Genomic DNA, 17,978 nt, shown 5'->3' on the forward strand with positions numbered 1-17,978 from the left:
ACCTCCATTAATGTTATTCACAAGATATGATTCTAACAGATATTTTTTTGTCTGTAAAGTGTTTTTCCATTACATTATATAAAGTAGTAATGAATTAGTCAAATTACCGGGCGCTTACGCTTTTTTACATAAACGGAAGGTTAAATCCTTTGCCTTTTTTTCCTTTTTGCATATTGGTCATTTGCTTCATCATTTTCTTCATTTCGTTGAACTGTTTTAAGAGGCGATTAACTTGGGATACGGTAGTTCCGGATCCTTTCGCAATTCTTTTTTTACGGCTAGCATTAATAAGGCCAGGTTCTTGCCTCTCTTTTTTTGTCATCGATTGAATAATTGCTTCTACGTGTGAAAGTTGTTTCTCATCAATTTGGGCATTTTTAAGACCTTTCATCTTATTCGCACCTGGAATCATGTTAATAAGCTCGTCCAATGGCCCCATATTTCTTACTTGTCCCATTTGTTCAAGAAAGTCATCGAATGTAAAGGACATCGTACGCATTTTTTCTTCTAATTCTTTTGCTTGTTTTTCATCAACATTTGCTTGTGCTTTTTCGATAAGGGAAAGTACATCTCCCATACCTAAAATTCTGGAGGCCATACGCTCAGGATGGAATGGTTCTAACTGATCCAATTTTTCACCCATTCCGGCAAATTTAATTGGTTTATCAGTTACAGCTTTAATAGATAAAGCAGCACCACCACGAGTGTCCCCATCTAATTTAGTTAATACAACACCAGTTAAATCTAGCTGTTCATTAAAGCTCTCGGCAACATTAACTGCATCCTGCCCGGTCATAGCATCTACTACTAAGAATATTTCATCTGGTTTGACATTTTCTTTAATTTGCTGCAATTCATCCATTAAATCGGTATCAACATGGAGACGACCAGCGGTATCGATGATTACATAATCATTGTGTTCTTCTTTCGCTTTTTCAATAGCTTTTGTAGCAATATCTACCGGATTAGCTTCTGTTCCCATAGAAAAAACAGGCATACTTAATTGTTGACCAAGCGTTTCTAATTGATTAATAGCCGCTGGGCGGTATACATCGCATGCTACGAGCAATGGAGAGCGGTTATGTTTTTTACGTAGATGGTTAGCTAACTTTCCAGTGGTTGTTGTTTTACCAGCCCCCTGTAAACCTACCATCATAATAACTGTTGGTGGACGGTCCGCAACGGTTATTTTACTTTGCTCTCCACCCATTAAATTCGTTAATTCCTCTTTAACAACTTTAATAACCTGTTGTCCAGGAGTTAAACTTTCCATAACTTCCTGTCCAACAGCACGTTCTTTAATTCGTTTAATTAAGTCTTTAACAACTTTAAAGTTAACGTCTGCTTCTAATAATGCAAGGCGTACTTCACGAGTCATCTCTTTGACATCTTGTTCTGAAACCTTACCTTTACCAGTAATTTTTTTAATTGTACTTTGCAGACGGTCAGCTAATCCTTCAAATGCCATAGAAGGTGTCCCCCTAATCTAATTCTTTTAATTGCTGTATGAAAGATTGAATATTTTCATCTGAAGTGCATTCTTCCATTTTTCCTAATATAGAAGAACGTTTTAAAAAGCGTTCATATAAGTGAAGCTTCTTTTCATAGGACTCAAGCATCGATTCAGTTCGCTTAATATTGTCATAAACAGCTTGTCTAGATACTTGGTATAGTTCAGAAATTTCACCTAGAGAATAATCTTCCAAATAGTATAATTCCATATAGTTTCGTTGTTTTGAAGTTAATAAAGTTTGATAAAAGTCATATAAAAAATTGATCCGGGTTGTTTTCTCTATCAAAACGTCACCCCTTTGTTAAGTGAATCTCCTTTACATAATATCATACTTTAACAAGGTTGTCTGTCAAGGATTAAAGATTATATTGATACCAAATTATTCTTCTTCCTCTTCTTCTAACATATCTGCGAATAACCCGTAGACAAATGCATGAGCATCAAATTGCTGAAGGTCATCCACTTTTTCTCCAAGTCCAACATATTTTACTGGGATATTTAATTCATTACGTATTGCGAGTACAATACCACCTTTAGCAGTACCATCTAATTTCGTTAAAACTATTCCAGTTACATCTGTTGCTTCAGCGAAAGTTTTCGCTTGATTTAATGCGTTTTGACCTGTAGTCGCATCTAATACTAATAACACTTCATGTGGAGCACCTGGAATTTCACGTTCTATTACACGTTTTACTTTAGAAAGCTCATTCATTAAATTGACCTTATTTTGTAGTCTTCCAGCTGTATCACAAATTAAAACATCTGCATTTCTTGATTTGGCAGCTTTTATACCATCAAAAATGACAGCTGCTGGATCACTTCCAGCACTTTGTTTGATAACATCAACACCAGCACGTTCACCCCAAACCTCAAGCTGTTCAATAGCACCTGCTCTAAATGTATCTCCTGCAGCAAGTACAACATTTTTTCCTTGTTGTTTTAATTGATTTGCTAATTTTCCAATAGAAGTTGTTTTCCCTACTCCGTTCACACCAACTACTAGAATAACGGATAAACCTTCTTCTTGAATGTTTAATGTTTTAATTTCTTCCTCATCGGCACCTTGATAAATCTCAACCAACTTTTCCGAAATTACGTTTTTTACTTCACTTGTATCTTTAATATTTTGACGTTTTACTTCCATTTTTAATTCGTCAATCAAGTCCATTACTGTCATAACCCCTACGTCTGCAGTAATAAGTACTTCTTCCAATTCTTCAAAAAAGTCTTCATCAACTTTACGATATCTAGCGATTAGGTCGTTAATCTTTCCGGAAAAAGTATTTCTACTTTTTTTCATACCTTCTTTATATTTTTCACTTACCTCTTTTGTTTCTTTGTTTTGCGTAAACTTGCTTTTCAATTTATCCATAAACCCCATTATGAACTACCTCCTTAAGTATTAATTAATTCCTTCGTATCTTCAAGTCTGACAGAAACTAATCGTGAAACCCCTGATTCCTGCATCGATACTCCATAAAGTACATCCGCTTCTTCCATCGTTCCTTTACGGTGTGTGATAACAATAAATTGTGTGTTTTCACTATACAATTTAATATATTTTGCAAATCGAGCAACATTAGCTTCATCTAATGCGGCTTCAACTTCGTCTAATATACAAAAAGGTACTGGACGTGCTCGTAAAATAGCAAATAGTAAGGCTATAGCAGTTAAAGATCGTTCTCCACCAGATAGAAGTCCTAGGTTTTGCAGTTTTTTCCCAGGTGGCTGGGCGATAATTTCCACACCTGTATCCAATAAGTGTTTTGGATCGGTTAATTTTAATTCCGCATGACCGCCACCAAATAATTGCTTGAAAACAACTACAAATTCTTCTTTAATTTTAGAAAACGTATCATCAAACCGTTTTATCATTTCTTCATCCATTTCCGAAATAACGGAATATAGCGTATCCTTTGCTTCTACAAGATCGTTTCTTTGACCAGTTAAAAACTCATATCGTTCGGAAATTCTGTCGTACTCGTCAATTGCCCCTAAATTAACCATTCCTAATCTTTCAATTTTTGTCTTAATTTGGGTTACAAGGGCTATTGACTTCTCCATATCCGTTACTTTTTCATAAAGTTTTGATGCTTTTTCAAAAGTAATCGTGTATTCCGTTTGTAGATGGGTTAACCTATTTTCCAAATCTACGTCTATTCGATTCGCTTGGACTTCTTTTTGTTGTATCATTTGAACAAAAGCTTGATGTCTTTTATTTTCCTCTTTTAGTTCCCTTTCCTCATCTTGAATAATCTGTGTTAGTTGAGAACGATGTAAGCGTCTTTTTTGAATTAGATTGGTCAACTCTTCTTTTTTCTCACGATTTAATTCCAGCTTCTGATCAATTTCTTCCTCTGTTTCCTCGATATATGCCATTTCATACAAATTATTTAGGTCATTTTTATAGGAAACCAACAGATTATTGGACTCTGCTAATCTTGTTTCAATGGAATTCACCTTTTCCTTCTGGTTTCTAACCCTTTCTACCAGTTCTGCTAAAGAAATTTGAAATTGATGTAGTTCTTGTTGCATTACCTCTCTACTATCTCTAAGTTGCGTTTCTTCTTCACTTAGCCGATCCATTTTCTTTTGAATTTCTTCCAATTCGTGTTTTATATCATGCAATTTTTTTGTTAGTTCTTTATCCCTTTTTTCTAACCGCTCACTCTCTTCAATATATTGCTTATGGTCCTGATCATATATAGAGAGGTTGCTATTTAAGGAATCCAATTTCAGTTCTAATTCTTTGCAATAGGACTGAAGTTTTTGCAATGATTGTTGTTCTTGTACTAATGATTCTTCATTGTTTTTAAATTGAGTTTCTACATTGGAAACTTTTTCTTTTTGATTAGCCATTTTTTGTTCAAATAAGGTAATTTTTTGTTGAAATTGATTTATTTTTTCATTCAATTCTTTTATATCTTTATCTCTAGAAAATAAAGATTGATTCGTTTTCTTTAATGCACCACCAGACATAGACCCTCCAGGATTGACAACATCGCCATCTAACGTTACAACACGAAATCTCCGTTGAATCACTTTAGCAATTTCATTGGCATCCTTTAATGTTTTCGAAATGATTACATGCCCCATTAAATGATTAACGGCTCTATGATAAAGTGGTTCCGCTTGAACGAGGTTAGCAGCAATACCTATAAACCCTGGATGTTTGTTAACTTGTGAAAGTACATCATTCGTTATAAATCGTTCTTGAATAGACTCTAGGGGAAGAAAAGTTGCGCGACCATTATTCGTTTGTTTTAACCACTGGATTGCATTTCTAGCTGCAAGATCATCTTGTACAACAATATGTTGAGCCTGCCCACCAAGCACGGTCTCAATAGCTGTAATAAAATCTTTTGGAACATCAATCAGTTCAATAACTGCTCCATGAATATTTTCTAACTTTTTTTGCCCACGTGCTTTTAAAACAGCCTTAACACCATGGAAAAAACCTTGGAAGTCTTCTCTCATTTCTTCGAGCATTTCTTTTTTTGATTTCAACTTTTCTATATATTGATAACCCTGATAAAGCTTCTTTTGAGATTCTTGATACAGATTTTTCTCTTCTTCCAATTTCAATTTCATACCGGACGCTTCTTCTTTGGTCTTTGTCCATAATTTTTCTTGTTGAATTAATTTGGATTCTACTACTTCTTTTTCTAACGTAAGTTCTTCCCTTTGCCTTAATAGATCTTTATTCCTTGAAGCTTGCCTGTCTTTCTTTCCGGATATTTGTTGCTTTTGTTGTTTCATGGATTGTTTTTCATTTCTGATAGCTGCTTGGTTATTAAGAATTTCAATATAATCAGACTTTAAGCCTTCAATCTGTTCAGAAATAGACTCTTCACTGATTGCCAATTTCTCCTGTAACTCTTGTATTTGTTGCTTGGTTTTTTTTCTAGAATCTAATAAGTTCGTTAATTTTTTTTGCTCATCTAATAATTCATGTTCTAGATTCCTAATAATTTCTGCAGTTTCTTCTTTTAATCGTTCTAACTTTTGCTTATTTTCATCAAAGTGTTTCGACCGTTCGTTAAATAATTGTTTTTTACCATCAAATTTTTCAAGTAATTCCGAAGTCTGAAGTAATTCGTCTTGCCGTTTTTCAATATCACTATCCAATTTATCCATGTGTAATCTTTGTTTTTCAATTTTGGATTCTTTTTGCTGAATGGAGGTTTTGATAGTGATTTCTTCATTTCTTTCCTCATTAATTATATCCAACAATGTTTTCCATTCATTATGAAGCTTTTCAATTTCAGTAATTAAAAGGGATATCTCCTCTTGCTTCAGCTCTTCTTTTAGCTTCGTGTAATTTTTAGCCTTTTCGGCTTGTTCCCCTAAAGGCCCTTTCTGTTGTTCAATTTCATGAATAATATCTTCCACACGATTTAAATTCTCTTGAGTCTCAGCTAATTTATATTCTGCTTTTTTCTTTCTCTGTTTATATTTCAAGACTCCGGCAGCCTCTTCAAAAATCGTTCGTCTTTCTTCCGCTTTGGAACTTAAAATTTCCTCTACTTTTCCTTGACTAATAATTGAAAAGGCATCACGGCCAAGACCGGAATCCATAAATAAATCTATAATATCTTTTAAACGACATGATTGTTTATTAATATAAAATTCACTATCACCAGATCGATATACTCTTCTTGTCACACTTACTTCATCGTAATCTAATGGCAATGAATGACTTTGATTGTCCAAAACTAATGTTACTTCAGCTACATTTAACGGTTTTCTTGAATCACTACCTTGGAAAATAATATCTTCCATTTTGGATCCACGTAACGATTTTGCTGATTGTTCTCCAAGCACCCATCTGATTGCATCTGTTATATTGCTTTTACCACTACCGTTGGGACCAACGACAGCAGTAACACCTGGAACAAAATCAACACTGATACGTTCAGCGAATGATTTGAATCCAACACTTTCTAACCGTTTTAAATACATTTTCATTCTCCTATATCTAAAAAAGAACCATTTTCGTTCTTTCACAAAAGTCATTGGTTTTTTACCGCATTTATTTTACCATAAACATATGAAATAGGCATATTTGTATTGTACTCTAATACCATTATTTAGAACATATAAAACAAAAATTCATTATTCCCTTAAAACAAAGGGAGCCTCTCGTATTTCGAGAGGCCATTTAAACATTCAATATTGATTTTAGTGGTTTTATGGAGATAAAAGTAGAAATAGGGGTTTATCCCTACCGTCCCTCAATCTCATTTATAACGGCTTCAGTAAAAGAAGCCGTTGATTCTTTTCCAGTCAAGTCAACTGTCTTTATTCCTTTTGACATAACACTAAATATACTTTGCTCTACCCGATTAGCAATTTCAATTAATCTGTCATCTTGATGATGACTAGCAAGCCATTGAAGCAACATTACCGTTGATAGTATTATTCCGACAGGGTTGGCTTTATTTTGACCAGCTATATTTGGGGCCGATCCATGAGCAGCTTGAGCCATGACCTGATGATTATTTGTATTGATAGAAGGTGCCAATCCTAAACTTCCTGCAAGTTCTCCTGCTAAATCCGATAAAATATCTCCAAACATATTCTCCGTTACAATAACATCAAAGTGATGAATATTTCTTACAAGGTGCATCGTCATTGCATCGATATGGAAATCATCCACCTGAACATCCGGATAATCTTTAGCAACCTCTAAACAAATATCTTTAAACATACCTGTTCCAAGCTTAATAACATTAGCTTTATGTACAATCGTTACTTTTTTTCTTCTACTCATTGCCACTTCGAAGGCTGCTTTTGCAATTCTTGTAATAGCTTTTCTTGTGAAGACTCCAGTAGACACAGCAACATCCGGCGTTATTTGCCACTCACCAACTCCTAAATACATATTCCGATCCGGATAAAAACCCTCCGTATTTTCTCGATAAATAACAAGGTCTGCATTTTCTACCAGACCCTTTACACCTGGTAGAGATTTTGTAGGTCTAATATTCGCATACAAATCAAAAGTATGACGCAATTCTCCACTCGGGTTTCTTATCTCTTTAAATTTATCGGGATAAGAAGCCGAGTCATGGGGCCCCATAATCCAACCATCAAGCTTAGCTAATGCTTCTTTTGTCGTTGATGGTACCGGGTGATCCAGTTTATCAATAGCCTCCCAGCCAATTGGGAGATTTTTAAAGTCCAAAATGTTGAAATTTAACCGTTCGCAAGCTGCTATAACTATCTCAACAGTTGACTTTACAATTTCCGGGCCAATTCCATCACCATATAGAACACCAATTTTATACTGATTCATTCTCAATCTACTCCTTTTGCAGATTATCTTACCAATAAAAAAGTGTTGCCAAAATAGCGATAAGCGTTAAGAACGCACTTGAACTAGACCAATGATATATTGATCTTTTTTAACGAATAACTTTAATTCCTCAACGTAATTAATAGTCATTTTACTGCTCCCTTCGATTCACTTTCATATTTTTTTACAAATTCAACAAATTTGGATACAATCTTTGTATCTAATAAGGTTTCCGAATAATACATCCAAGTATTGGTATCAATAGGCTTTTTATGCTTATCAAACAAATCAACTCTATTAATATTCTTGTGACCTTCCAGCATAGAAGCAGGTAATATCCCATATCCCAGCCCCTTAATCACCATCTCTTTGCACGCTTCCATACTGTCAACCATCATTCCAACAGTTGGCGGTGTATCGTAATGGTCATTCCACCATGTTTCAATCAGCGAATGGATAACCATTCCTGTCTGATAATCAATTCTTGGCTGTGAGGAAAGCGTCGATAATTTAATCTCACTACTGGAAAACAAGCACATTGGATCCTTAAATAATAAATATTTACTACCAGCCCAGTCATAATCACCTCTAATAAAGCCAATATGAATATTCTCAGTATTTATGAGTTGGGAAATTTCTTTACCCAAGCCACTTTGAATTTTAAATTCTACTTCTGGATATACAGTTTTGAAATTTCGCAAAATAGACGGGAGATGATATTTAGCAAAATGATTGCTAACACCGATATTTAATTTACCTTTCATATGCTCATTCATCGTAGCAGTATTCTCTTTAATTCTATTGAGTTTCAAGTCAATCTCCCTTGCTTTTTGGGCTAGATATTCTCCCTCTCTCGTAAATACAATCCCTCTGCTTTTTCTTTCATAAATTTTTATATGAAACTCTTTTTCTATCTTTTTCACTTTCTTTGTGAGAGAAGGCTGAGATATAAAAAATTTTTCAGCTGTTTGTGTAACATTTTTATTTGTATATAAAGTTTTAATTATTTTCCAATCCGTATCATCCAAGAAAAATCCCTCACTTTAGTTTAAACGGTTGTTTTATTAGCATATGTTTGTACAATAGTTGGCAATATCCCACCATTGGTGTAATAATCTACTTCCACTGCATTATCCAATCTAGCTATTGCCTCAAAATAAAAGGATTTGCCACTTTCCCGAATAGCCTTTATTTTAATTATTTTACCTGGACACAAATTCTCTAATTGATCCTCGAAATAAAACGTTTCACCACCAGATAGATTTAAAGTCTCTTTATTCGTTCCTTTCTTAAATTGCAGTGGCAGTACTCCCATCCCTACTAAATTACTTCGATGGATTCTTTCAAAGCTTTCGGCAATTACTGTCTTAACCCCTAGCAGTAATGTCCCCTTGGCTGCCCAGTCTCGCGAACTTCCTGTCCCATATTCTTTTCCCGCAATGATTGTTAGGGGAGTACCAACCTGTTTATATCGTTCAGACGCCTCAAAAACTGTCATCGTCTCATTCGTTGGAAAATATGTTGTGTATCCACCTTCCATATCTGGTACAATTTGATTTCTTAAGCGTACATTGGCAAAAGCTGCTCGGTGCATGACCTCAAAATTTCCCCGTCTAGAAGGATACGAATTAAAATACCTTGGACTTACTTGATTCTCTTTTAGATAGTCTCCAGCAGGGCCGTGTGTCTTGATCCTTCCGGCTGGAGAAATATGGTCAGTTGTCACTGAATCACCCAGCATTAAAAGTGCTCTTGTTCCTTCCAGACAGGACTTATGAATTAATTCATTATCAATAAATGGAGGTTTTCTTATATAAGTTGATTTTGGATCCCATTTATATAATTGCCCATCAGCAATTTCCAGCTCATTCCAGTCATCGTTAAGTGAAAAAATGTTATCGTATCTCTTTTTAAACATCTCTGACTCTAGTGTACTCATGCGGACAGTCTCAATTTCCTTTGAAGTGGGCCAGATATCTCTTAGGTATACTGGTTCATTTTTATCATCATAGCCCATCGGTTCGTTATGAAAATCAATATCTACTGTTCCTGCTAGTGCATATGCAACAACTAATGGCGGAGAAGCGAGATAATTCGCTTTAACTTTTGGATGGATTCTTCCTTCAAAGTTCCGATTACCTGATAATACCGAGGTAACGGTTAAGTTATTTTCGGTAACTACCTTATCTACGGAATCTAATAATTCTCCTGAGTTGCCAATACATGTCGCACAACCATAGCCTGCAATGTTGAACCCTAGTTGTTCCAAGTAGGCGAGTAGTCCTGACTTTTGCAAGTAATCGGTAACTACCTTGGATCCCGGAGTTAATGATGACTTCACATAGTTTGGCTTTTTAAGTTGCTTCTTAATGGCCTTTTTTGCCACAAGGCCTGCACCAATCATCACGTTGGGGTTGGAAGTATTTGTACAGCTTGTAATTGCCGCAATAACAACACTACCTGCTTTTAATCGTTCCTCATTTACAATAACCTCTTTATTAACTTCATCCACTGTCAGCCCGTATCCACCATCTGAAATTCGTTTACGCAAACTTTTGGAAAAACTTTGCTTCATATCTGTCATATCCACTCGATCTTGAGGTCTTTTTGGGCCAGCTAAAGAGGTAACCACCGATGAAAGGTCCAGTTTTATCGTATCTGAATACGCGGCATTAATAGATTGTCCTTCATGAAACATAGTTTGTTTTTTATAGTAATTCTTGATTAAATTAATTTTATCTTCACTATGACCAATCATACGAAGATAATTCAGCGTTTCATAATCAACAGGGAAATAAGACATGGTCGCTCCAGATTCTGGTGCCATATTAGAAATGGTGGAACGATCAAATACGGTTAGCGACCCTACTCCTTCCCCGTAAAATTCAACGAACTTGCCAATAACATTTTTTTCCCTAAGCATATTTGTAACTGTAAGTGCTAGATCAGTTGCTGTAACACCTTCCGATAATGACCCTGTCAATTTAAAGCCAATTACTTCAGGACTAACAAAATAAAGTGGATCGCCAAGCATGGCCGCTTCTGCTTCGATACCACCGACACCATAACCAACAATTCCTAAACCGTTAATCATTGTCGTATGAGAGTCTGCACCGACCAGGGAATCAGGAAATATGATGGTTTCATTATTTTTTTCTTCCACAACAGCTACTTTAGATAAATATTCTAAATTAATTTGATGCATGATCCCCGATGAAGGTGGGAATACACGGAGATTTCTAAAATTAGACTGAGCCCACTTTAGAAATTGAAATCTTTCTCTATTTCTTTCAAATTCACGTTTTTCATTCATCATTCTTGCATTCTCAGTCCCAGCAAAATCTACCATTACGGAATGATCCACAACTAAGTCTACAGGTATTTTTGGATTCACTTTGCTTACGTCTTCCCCCAATTCATTCACTGCATCTCTTAATAACGCAAGGTCTACAATCGCTGGAATACCTGTCGTGTCATGTAATAAAACTCGATACGGCTTAAATGGCACTTCTTTTTTTGAATGTTTATTCGTAGCCCAGCTCACTAATTGATACACATGCTCTGCCGTAATTCTTTTACCGTCCGCATTCCTAAGTGCGGATTCTAAAATAACTTTGATACTATAAGGTAACTTTGATAAGTTTTCACCTGTTTCATTAGCCAGCTTTTTTAATGAATAGTAATGATAGTCTTTTCCATTAAACGTAAAGCTGTCTTTGCTGTTGGTAAATAGTTGTTCATTCATAAAAAGTTGACTCCTTTATACATTCCTTAAATTGGTTATTTTCAGTTTACTGCGAACGCTACCATAAATGAAATATCGACTTTTTATAAATAAACATAAATAAAAGGAATAACATATATATTTAATTCCTTTTTTAAGGATTCAAGTATTAAATTGGTTCCTGAAAATCGATTGTTTTGATAAAATCTACAAATGCCCTTACGATGTTAAGTTCAAATGACTCCTTTTTGTAAAGCATCCAGGAGGTACGCACAATTGGAACATTATACTTATCTTTCAAATCTACCTTATAGAGATTGGGAATATCATAGACTACCAATTTAGGTAAAATAGCATATCCAAGGCCCTTCTTTAACATTTCTCTACATATATCTGTTTGTCCAACAACCATATTAATATAAGGTGCGTCTCTATAATTTTCCATCCACCACGTATCAATCAATTCTTTTAATTTATAATCCGTTTTATATTCAATTCTAGGTGTACTAGGAAGATCTTCTAAATTAATTTTATTCGTAGAAGCAACACATATTGGTTCCTCGAAAAGTAGATGCTTTTGATCCTGCCAGGCATAATCCCCTCTGACAAAGCTAACGTGAACATCCTGATTCTGCATCATATGGAAGACATCACGGCTAAAACCACTAACAACGTTAAAATTAACCATCGGATGTTTTTCTTTAAATTGCTGTAAAATCTGCGGGATTTTATATCTAGTCATAAAATTAGACACACCAATCTTTAATGTTCCAACAAGTGGTTCCTTCATATTGGATAAGAAACTCCTGATATCTTCCACTTGTTTTAAATAATCGACGGCTTGTTCCGCCAAATATTCTCCCTGTGGTGTTAACTGAGCCCCACGATTCATTCGATATACTATGTTTACGTTTAATTCTATTTCCATTTTTCTAATTCGTACCGTTACAGCTGGCTGTGTCATAAATAATTTTTTTGCTGCTTTTGAAATGTTACCCTCTTTTTTAATCATTGATAAAATTTCCCAGTCTTTTTGATCCATTATGTTGGCCCCCCTTGGAGAATGTGAAATTCTCCAACTCTTACGTTTTACACTGATTCCTAGAGTAAATGTAGCTAAACTCAAATAATTTTGCTACCTCAACAGAAAATTCAAATATATTAAGGTGAATTTTCGTATTTCATTTAAAAATTTTATGATTCTTTCATAAAAGTAATTGGCTTTTTGTCGCATTTATCATATCATAAAATTAGTTACAAAAAGAAATATGGAGCCAGTACATAACGTGGATTAACAATTATATCCAAAATGGGGGATTGAAAATGAGTTTAGATGTCGCATCACAAGAGAATCTTAAAATTCTTCTTGATGAATTAGCAGATAAATTAAATGTAGTAAATCGAGGTTTATTAGATGCTGAGGATTATGATCTAAATAAATATGAGGATCTTAAACTAATGTACGATATTGTTAAAAAGAAAGGGAAACTCAGTACTTTAGAAACACAAGCATTTGTTGAAGAGTTAGGCTCTATTAGAAAGAAATAGCAGAAAAGCTGTTATTCACCAGAATAACAGCTTTTACATAAGATAAAAAAATATAAAATTTAACTCATTAAATTTTGTCAAAGGCAAGGCCATGTCCAGCTTTAGAACAATGCCGTAGCGAGATCGCTTTTGTTCTACTATGCATTAAAGGTATCTAGTGCAATCTTTGCCGCTCTTTGCTCTGCTTCTTTTTTGGTTCTACCAATTCCTTCACCAACAACTTCATCATTAATGAGCACATTTGCAATAAACTCTTTATTATGTGAAGGTCCTTTTTCATTCACTATTTTGTACTCGATAACCCTATGTTTATATTGCTGAATATATTCTTGTAATTGACTTTTATAATCCATCGCATGCGAAAAAGTACCAGCTTTTATTTTCGGAAAAACATGTTCTTTTAGGAAATTTAATGCTATTTCAAACCCTTGATCGACATATAACGCGCCGAGAAAGGCTTCAAAAACATCGGCTAAAATTGCTGGACGCTCTCTTCCACCGGTTTGCTCTTCCCCTTTACCGAGTAGCAAATAATCTCCAAAATGAAGATCCTGTGCAAATCCCACTAACGATGGTTCACAAACAATCGCAGCTCTTAGCTTCGTCATTTCCCCTTCTGGCATTTGTTTCTTATTTCGATACAAATATTGAGAAACACCTAATTCAAGGACAGCATCTCCTAAAAACTCCAACCGTTCATTATCCGAAAAAACTTCCTTCCGATGCTCATTCACATACGATGAATGTGTAAAAGCCTGCTTAATTAAATCATGATCATTAAATGACAGATTTAATTGCTTTTCTAGTTGTTCCATATCCATAATTTCACCTCTATGAAATAGATACGGAAAGTCTCGCAATAATTTGCAAGACTTTCCCCTATTATTGTGTTCAAAAAGAGGATGAAAAGGACCGAGGTCGGCTAAATTCGCAACGTCCTGTTGCAACGCCGACACTAGCACGTCCTGTACGTCGCAGTTCAAGGCGGCTTAGCTTTGAGCAGCGGAACGTATGAAGTTAATACGTGAGCAAACGTTCTTGCACGCGGGAAAAGTGATTTTCTTTTCCAAGGAGCGGAAAAGCAAAGCCAACGAGCTTCCACAGGATGTGGTGACTTCGACGTTCGTCACAGGACGTGACGGAACTTAGTCGAAGGTCCTTTGAACCGAAGTGTCATTTTCACCGGACTTTTTGAACAGCTTCTATTATTAGGATTGTTACTGTTGACTATTTATGTAATTAACAGCATCCCCTACTGTATTAATTTTTTCAGCTTCTTCGTCAGCGATTTCCATATCGAATTCATCTTCAAGTTCCATTACTAACTCAACAACGTCTAGTGAATCAGCTTCTAAGTCATCTTTAAAAGATGCTTCTAGCGTGATTTTTTCTTCATCTACATCAAGACGATCAATAATGATTGCTTTAACTCTGTCAAACACATCTGCCATTACCATTCACCCCCTTTCAAATAGTATCAATTATTTTAGCAAAACCTATTCTTAATTAAATTATTATTTTTCAAAGACTTTCCGAAGCTTTATACTAACATATCCATAAAATGAATGCCTAGTAAAAACTCTAAAATTTACATTACCATTCCGCCATCAATATGAAGGGTTTGTCCTGTCATATAATTTGCATCATCTGAAGCCAGGAATCGAACTACTTTCGCAACATCTTCTGGTTGTCCTAATTTGTGTAAAGGAATTAACCCTAACATTCCTTCTTTTTGATCTTCTGTTAGTTGATCTGTCATATCTGTAGCAATAAATCCTGGTGCCACAGCATTCACTAGAATATTGCGTGAAGCAAATTCTTTCGCTGTAGTTTTTGTTAAACCAATAACTCCTGCTTTAGCAGCTACATAATTAGCTTGTCCAGGATTACCGGATACTCCAACGATAGACGCAACATTAATAATCTTTCCTGCTCTTTGTTTCATCATTTGTCTAGCCACGGCTTTCGTACAAATGAATACCCCTTTTAAGTTTGTAGTAATAACATCATCAAACTCTTCTTCCTTCATTCGCATTAAAAGATTATCTCTTGTTATGCCTGCATTGTTCACAAGTATATCAAGACTACCAAATTGAGTGATAACTTCTTTTACCATGCCTTTAACTTCGGATTCATCCGCAACATTCGCTTGGATTTTGAATGCTTTTACACCATGTTTTTCAATTTCTTGTACAACTTGTTGCGCTTTTTCCTCACTGCCAGCATAATTTACAGCGACATTTGCACCCTTGCTTGCTAATTCCAATGCAATCGCTCGTCCTATACCCCGAGATGCACCAGTTACCAAAGCATTTTTTCCTTTTAACATTAGTTACCCTCCTTATACCATGAGATAAACTTATTCAACGAATCCATATCTTGTACTGCGAAAGTTGGCATTTTCCGATCAATTTTTTTCAAAAGACCGCTTAAAACTTTTCCATTACCAACCTCCACAAATGCATCTAACTCTTCTTCCATCATGTTACGAATGGACTCTTCAAATCTCACAGGAGAATACAATTGTTTAATAAGAAGATCTTTTATTTCAGCTTTTTCTGTAACAGGTTTAGCAGAAACGTTGGCGTAAACTGGAATTTTAGAATCATTAAACTCTATTTGATTTAAATAGTTAGAGAACTCTTCGTTTGCGGATTTCATTAATCTGGAATGGAATGGACCACTAACATTTAAAGGTAAGACTCTTTTCGCACCATTTTCCTTTAATAATTTACTAGCCATTTCGATCCCTTCTTTAGAACCAGAAATAACGATTTGCCCGGGGCAATTTAAATTCGCAATATCTACTACTTCATCTGTAATAGGTTGTATTGCTTTTGCGATTTCTTGTTCACTTAAACCTAATACAGCTGCCATGGTACCCTTTCCTTTTGGAAAAGCATTTTCCATTAATTTCCCCCTAGTGGCTACAAGTGGCAAAGCATTCTCGAAACTTATCGCACCTGCTGCAACTAATGCGCTATATTCACCTAGACTATGTCCAACTGTCATAACCGGTTCAATTTCCTCTTTAATAAGCAGCTGATGAATAGCAATACTTGAAAGTAATAATGAAGGTTGTGCATTTTCCGTTTCAGTTAACGTTTCTTTAGGTCCTTCAAACATTAAGTTTGTAATATCTTTATTTAATAATTCATTTCCTTTATCAAAAAGTTCTTGGACTTCAGTAAATGTATCATAAAATTCTTTTCCCATTCCAATATCTTGGGATCCTTGACCAGGAAACATAAAGGCAACACGTTTCATCCTCTTCACTCCTTCTCAAATTCCGTTGTTTCAACCGTCGTTTTAATAGTACTAGTAACATGATGATCCACCATATGTTTCGCTTGTTTCACAGCACTTACAATCGCTCTGTGTTTGGATGACCCGTGAGCTTTAATCACGGGCGCCGCTAGGCCAAATAAACCCGCGCCACCATATTCAGAGTAATCTAATTTTCCCTTTAAACCGCGTAAATCATTTTTCAGTATAGCTGCACCTAGTTTTGTTTTAAAAGAGGACATCATCGTATCTTTTAATATGGTAAATAAACCACTTGCTGTTCCCTCAATTGTTTTTAGCGCAATATTTCCACTAAATCCATCCGTAACTACAACATCCGCTACCCCATCAAGTAAATCTCGTGCTTCTACGTTTCCAATGAAATTAATAGGCGCGTTTTTTAATTGTTCAAATGTCTTTTTAGTTAAATCATTACCTTTTCCATCTTCGGTGCCAACATTTAATAATCCAACAGTAGGTTTAGTTATAGAACGTACATTTTCAGCATAAATGGAACCCATAATAGCGTATTGTACAAGATGTTGTGGCTTTGCATCTACATTAGCACCAACATCTAATAGTAAAAATCCTTTACCATCTATAGTTGGTAATGTTGGGGAAAGAGCAGGTCTATCAATTCCTGGTATTCTTCCTACAACAAACAACCCTGCACTCATTAACGCACCGGTATTTCCAGCAGAAATACATGCGTCTGCACGTCCTTCTTTTACTTCCTTAGCAGCTAAAACTAGAGAAGCATTTTTTTTACGTCTAACTGCTCTTACTGGTTCGTCATCACCAGTAATTACTTCTTCCGTATGTATAATTTCTATGTTCTTACGATTCGTTAATAGCGGATTAATTTGTTTTTCATCCCCTATTAGTGTGATATGTAGATCCTTTATTTCAGAGACAGCTTCCATAGCCCCTAAAACTATTTCTTTCGGAGCATGATCTCCTCCCATGGCGTCAATTGCTAATCTCATGATTGTCTTCTCCTTTATCTTTAGACCTGTACATATGGAATGTTCCAGTAAATACTTTTTCTTCTCCTACAAAACTATTTACTTTAACCATTGTTAATCCTTTTTGGTTCCCCTTAACCATTGCTTTCGCCACTACACGTTCGCCTTCTTTTACTTGCCTTGTAAATTTTATATCCGCCTTTGCCGTGAGTGCTAGTTCATCATTAATTAGTGCAACAGCAAGAGAATTCGCCTGAGCAAATAAATGATGACCACGAGCTATTTTATTTCGTGAGAATACTAAATCTGTATTTATGTCTAAAATAGATATAGCCCTTCTGTCTAATTCTAAATCAATAACTTCTCCAATGACTTCCTCAAGCGGGAGGGCTTTTACAGTCTCATTCCATTGATTCGTCGCTACATTTTTAATTCTTTCCCTTAATTCGGGAATGGAAAGCTCCATCCGATCAAGGCGAATGGTTTGTATGCTTACTGAAAAGTAATTGGCTAATTGTTCATCTGTTATAAATGGTGTTTTCTCTATTTTTTCTTTTAATAATTTTTGTCGTTCCGATTTTGTTCGCTTCATTGTATCACGCACCGTTCATCTATTAGCTTTGTTACTAGATAAGAAAGTATAAA

Annotated in this window: 15 protein-coding genes; 1 reads left to right on the forward strand and 14 read right to left on the reverse strand. The window is 35.3% G+C overall.

Annotated features, from left to right (window positions below):
- Window positions 1-124: 124 nt before the first annotated feature.
- The 8 genes from ffh to A9178_RS03025 all read right to left on the reverse strand — a co-directional run bounded on the left by ffh (window position 125) and on the right by A9178_RS03025 (window position 12,577).
- Entirely contained in the window at window positions 125-1,468 is a 1,344-nt protein-coding gene (ffh, locus tag A9178_RS02990) for a signal recognition particle protein (RefSeq protein WP_068672420.1), read from the reverse strand.
- 13 nt (window positions 1,469-1,481) lie between these two features.
- Window positions 1,482-1,799, reverse strand: coding sequence for a putative DNA-binding protein (locus A9178_RS02995; protein WP_068672421.1), 318 nt, complete (start codon window positions 1,797-1,799; stop codon window positions 1,482-1,484).
- A 93-nt stretch (window positions 1,800-1,892) separates the two neighbouring features.
- The gene (ftsY, locus tag A9178_RS03000) at window positions 1,893-2,894 is read right to left on the reverse strand and encodes a signal recognition particle-docking protein FtsY (RefSeq protein WP_068672422.1); all 1,002 of its coding nucleotides are present in this window, start codon (window positions 2,892-2,894) and stop codon (window positions 1,893-1,895) included.
- Between the two features lie 14 nt (window positions 2,895-2,908).
- Entirely contained in the window at window positions 2,909-6,475 is a 3,567-nt protein-coding gene (gene smc / locus A9178_RS03005; RefSeq protein ID WP_068672423.1) for a chromosome segregation protein SMC, read from the reverse strand.
- Between the two features lie 262 nt (window positions 6,476-6,737).
- Complete coding sequence (locus A9178_RS03010) at window positions 6,738-7,811, reverse strand: isocitrate/isopropylmalate dehydrogenase family protein (RefSeq protein WP_068672424.1); 1,074 nt, start codon at window positions 7,809-7,811, stop codon at window positions 6,738-6,740.
- A 146-nt stretch (window positions 7,812-7,957) separates the two neighbouring features.
- Window positions 7,958-8,839 (reverse strand): LysR family transcriptional regulator, encoded by an 882-nt coding sequence (locus A9178_RS03015; protein WP_068672425.1) that lies wholly within the window; start codon window positions 8,837-8,839, stop codon window positions 7,958-7,960.
- A 20-nt stretch (window positions 8,840-8,859) separates the two neighbouring features.
- Window positions 8,860-11,556 (reverse strand): aconitate hydratase AcnA, encoded by a 2,697-nt coding sequence (gene acnA, locus A9178_RS03020; protein ID WP_068672426.1) that lies wholly within the window; start codon window positions 11,554-11,556, stop codon window positions 8,860-8,862.
- Window positions 11,557-11,704: 148 nt separating this feature from the next.
- On the reverse strand, window positions 11,705-12,577 hold the full coding sequence (locus A9178_RS03025; RefSeq protein WP_068672427.1) for a LysR family transcriptional regulator: 873 nt from the start codon (window positions 12,575-12,577) through the stop codon (window positions 11,705-11,707).
- Between the two features lie 281 nt (window positions 12,578-12,858).
- On the opposite strand from A9178_RS03025, the gene A9178_RS03030 reads away from it, so the two are divergent.
- Window positions 12,859-13,083 (forward strand): DUF1128 domain-containing protein, encoded by a 225-nt coding sequence (locus A9178_RS03030; RefSeq protein ID WP_068672428.1) that lies wholly within the window; start codon window positions 12,859-12,861, stop codon window positions 13,081-13,083.
- 137 nt (window positions 13,084-13,220) lie between these two features.
- On the opposite strand, the gene rnc is transcribed toward A9178_RS03030, so the two are convergent.
- The 6 genes from rnc to fapR form a co-directional block, all read right to left on the reverse strand.
- Window positions 13,221-13,904, reverse strand: a complete 684-nt coding sequence (rnc, locus tag A9178_RS03035) for a ribonuclease III (RefSeq protein WP_068672429.1) — start codon at window positions 13,902-13,904, stop codon at window positions 13,221-13,223.
- A gap of 396 nt (window positions 13,905-14,300) precedes the next feature.
- A complete protein-coding gene (gene acpP, locus A9178_RS03040; protein ID WP_047186015.1) occupies window positions 14,301-14,534 on the reverse strand; it encodes an acyl carrier protein in 234 nt (77 codons plus the stop codon).
- A gap of 137 nt (window positions 14,535-14,671) precedes the next feature.
- Window positions 14,672-15,412 carry a 3-oxoacyl-[acyl-carrier-protein] reductase gene (gene fabG / locus A9178_RS03045; RefSeq protein WP_068672430.1) on the reverse strand — a complete coding sequence of 247 codons (741 nt, stop codon included), beginning with the start codon at window positions 15,410-15,412 and terminating at the stop codon, window positions 14,672-14,674.
- Window positions 15,412-16,350, reverse strand: a complete 939-nt coding sequence (gene fabD, locus A9178_RS03050; protein WP_068672431.1) for an ACP S-malonyltransferase — start codon at window positions 16,348-16,350, stop codon at window positions 15,412-15,414. The genes fabG and fabD overlap by 1 nt, the downstream gene beginning before the upstream one ends.
- Before the next feature lie 5 nt (window positions 16,351-16,355).
- Window positions 16,356-17,354, reverse strand: a complete 999-nt coding sequence (gene plsX / locus A9178_RS03055) for a phosphate acyltransferase PlsX (protein ID WP_068672432.1) — start codon at window positions 17,352-17,354, stop codon at window positions 16,356-16,358.
- Window positions 17,338-17,925: a transcription factor FapR gene (fapR, locus tag A9178_RS03060; RefSeq protein WP_068672433.1), complete on the reverse strand. Its 588-nt coding sequence runs from the start codon at window positions 17,923-17,925 to the stop codon at window positions 17,338-17,340. Before fapR ends, plsX begins: the two co-directional genes overlap by 17 nt.
- Window positions 17,926-17,978 lie beyond the last annotated feature (53 nt).

The sequence above is a fragment of the Oceanobacillus sp. Castelsardo genome, assembly GCF_001659985.1.
Taxonomy (GTDB): domain Bacteria; phylum Bacillota; class Bacilli; order Bacillales; family Amphibacillaceae; genus Oceanobacillus.

Excerpts from the sequence above, each read along its gene's own strand:
- acpP (WP_047186015.1), bottom strand. The coding sequence starts at position 14,534 with ATGGCAGATGTGTTTGACAGAGTTAAAGCAATCATTATTGATCGTCTT.
- fabD (WP_068672431.1), bottom strand. The coding sequence starts at position 16,350 with ATGAAACGTGTTGCCTTTATGTTTCCTGGTCAAGGATCCCAAGATATT.
- rnc (WP_068672429.1), bottom strand. The coding sequence starts at position 13,904 with ATGGATATGGAACAACTAGAAAAGCAATTAAATCTGTCATTTAATGAT.
- acnA (WP_068672426.1), bottom strand. The coding sequence starts at position 11,556 with ATGAATGAACAACTATTTACCAACAGCAAAGACAGCTTTACGTTTAAT.
- A9178_RS03030 (WP_068672428.1), top strand. The coding sequence starts at position 12,859 with ATGAGTTTAGATGTCGCATCACAAGAGAATCTTAAAATTCTTCTTGAT.
- plsX (WP_068672432.1), bottom strand. The coding sequence starts at position 17,354 with ATGAGATTAGCAATTGACGCCATGGGAGGAGATCATGCTCCGAAAGAA.
- fapR (WP_068672433.1), bottom strand. The coding sequence starts at position 17,925 with ATGAAGCGAACAAAATCGGAACGACAAAAATTATTAAAAGAAAAAATA.
- ftsY (WP_068672422.1), bottom strand. The coding sequence starts at position 2,894 with ATGGGGTTTATGGATAAATTGAAAAGCAAGTTTACGCAAAACAAAGAA.
- A9178_RS03010 (WP_068672424.1), bottom strand. The coding sequence starts at position 7,811 with ATGAATCAGTATAAAATTGGTGTTCTATATGGTGATGGAATTGGCCCG.
- fabG (WP_068672430.1), bottom strand. The coding sequence starts at position 15,412 with ATGTTAAAAGGAAAAAATGCTTTGGTAACTGGTGCATCTCGGGGTATA.
- A9178_RS03025 (WP_068672427.1), bottom strand. The coding sequence starts at position 12,577 with ATGGATCAAAAAGACTGGGAAATTTTATCAATGATTAAAAAAGAGGGT.
- ffh (WP_068672420.1), bottom strand. The coding sequence starts at position 1,468 with ATGGCATTTGAAGGATTAGCTGACCGTCTGCAAAGTACAATTAAAAAA.
- smc (WP_068672423.1), bottom strand. The coding sequence starts at position 6,475 with ATGTATTTAAAACGGTTAGAAAGTGTTGGATTCAAATCATTCGCTGAA.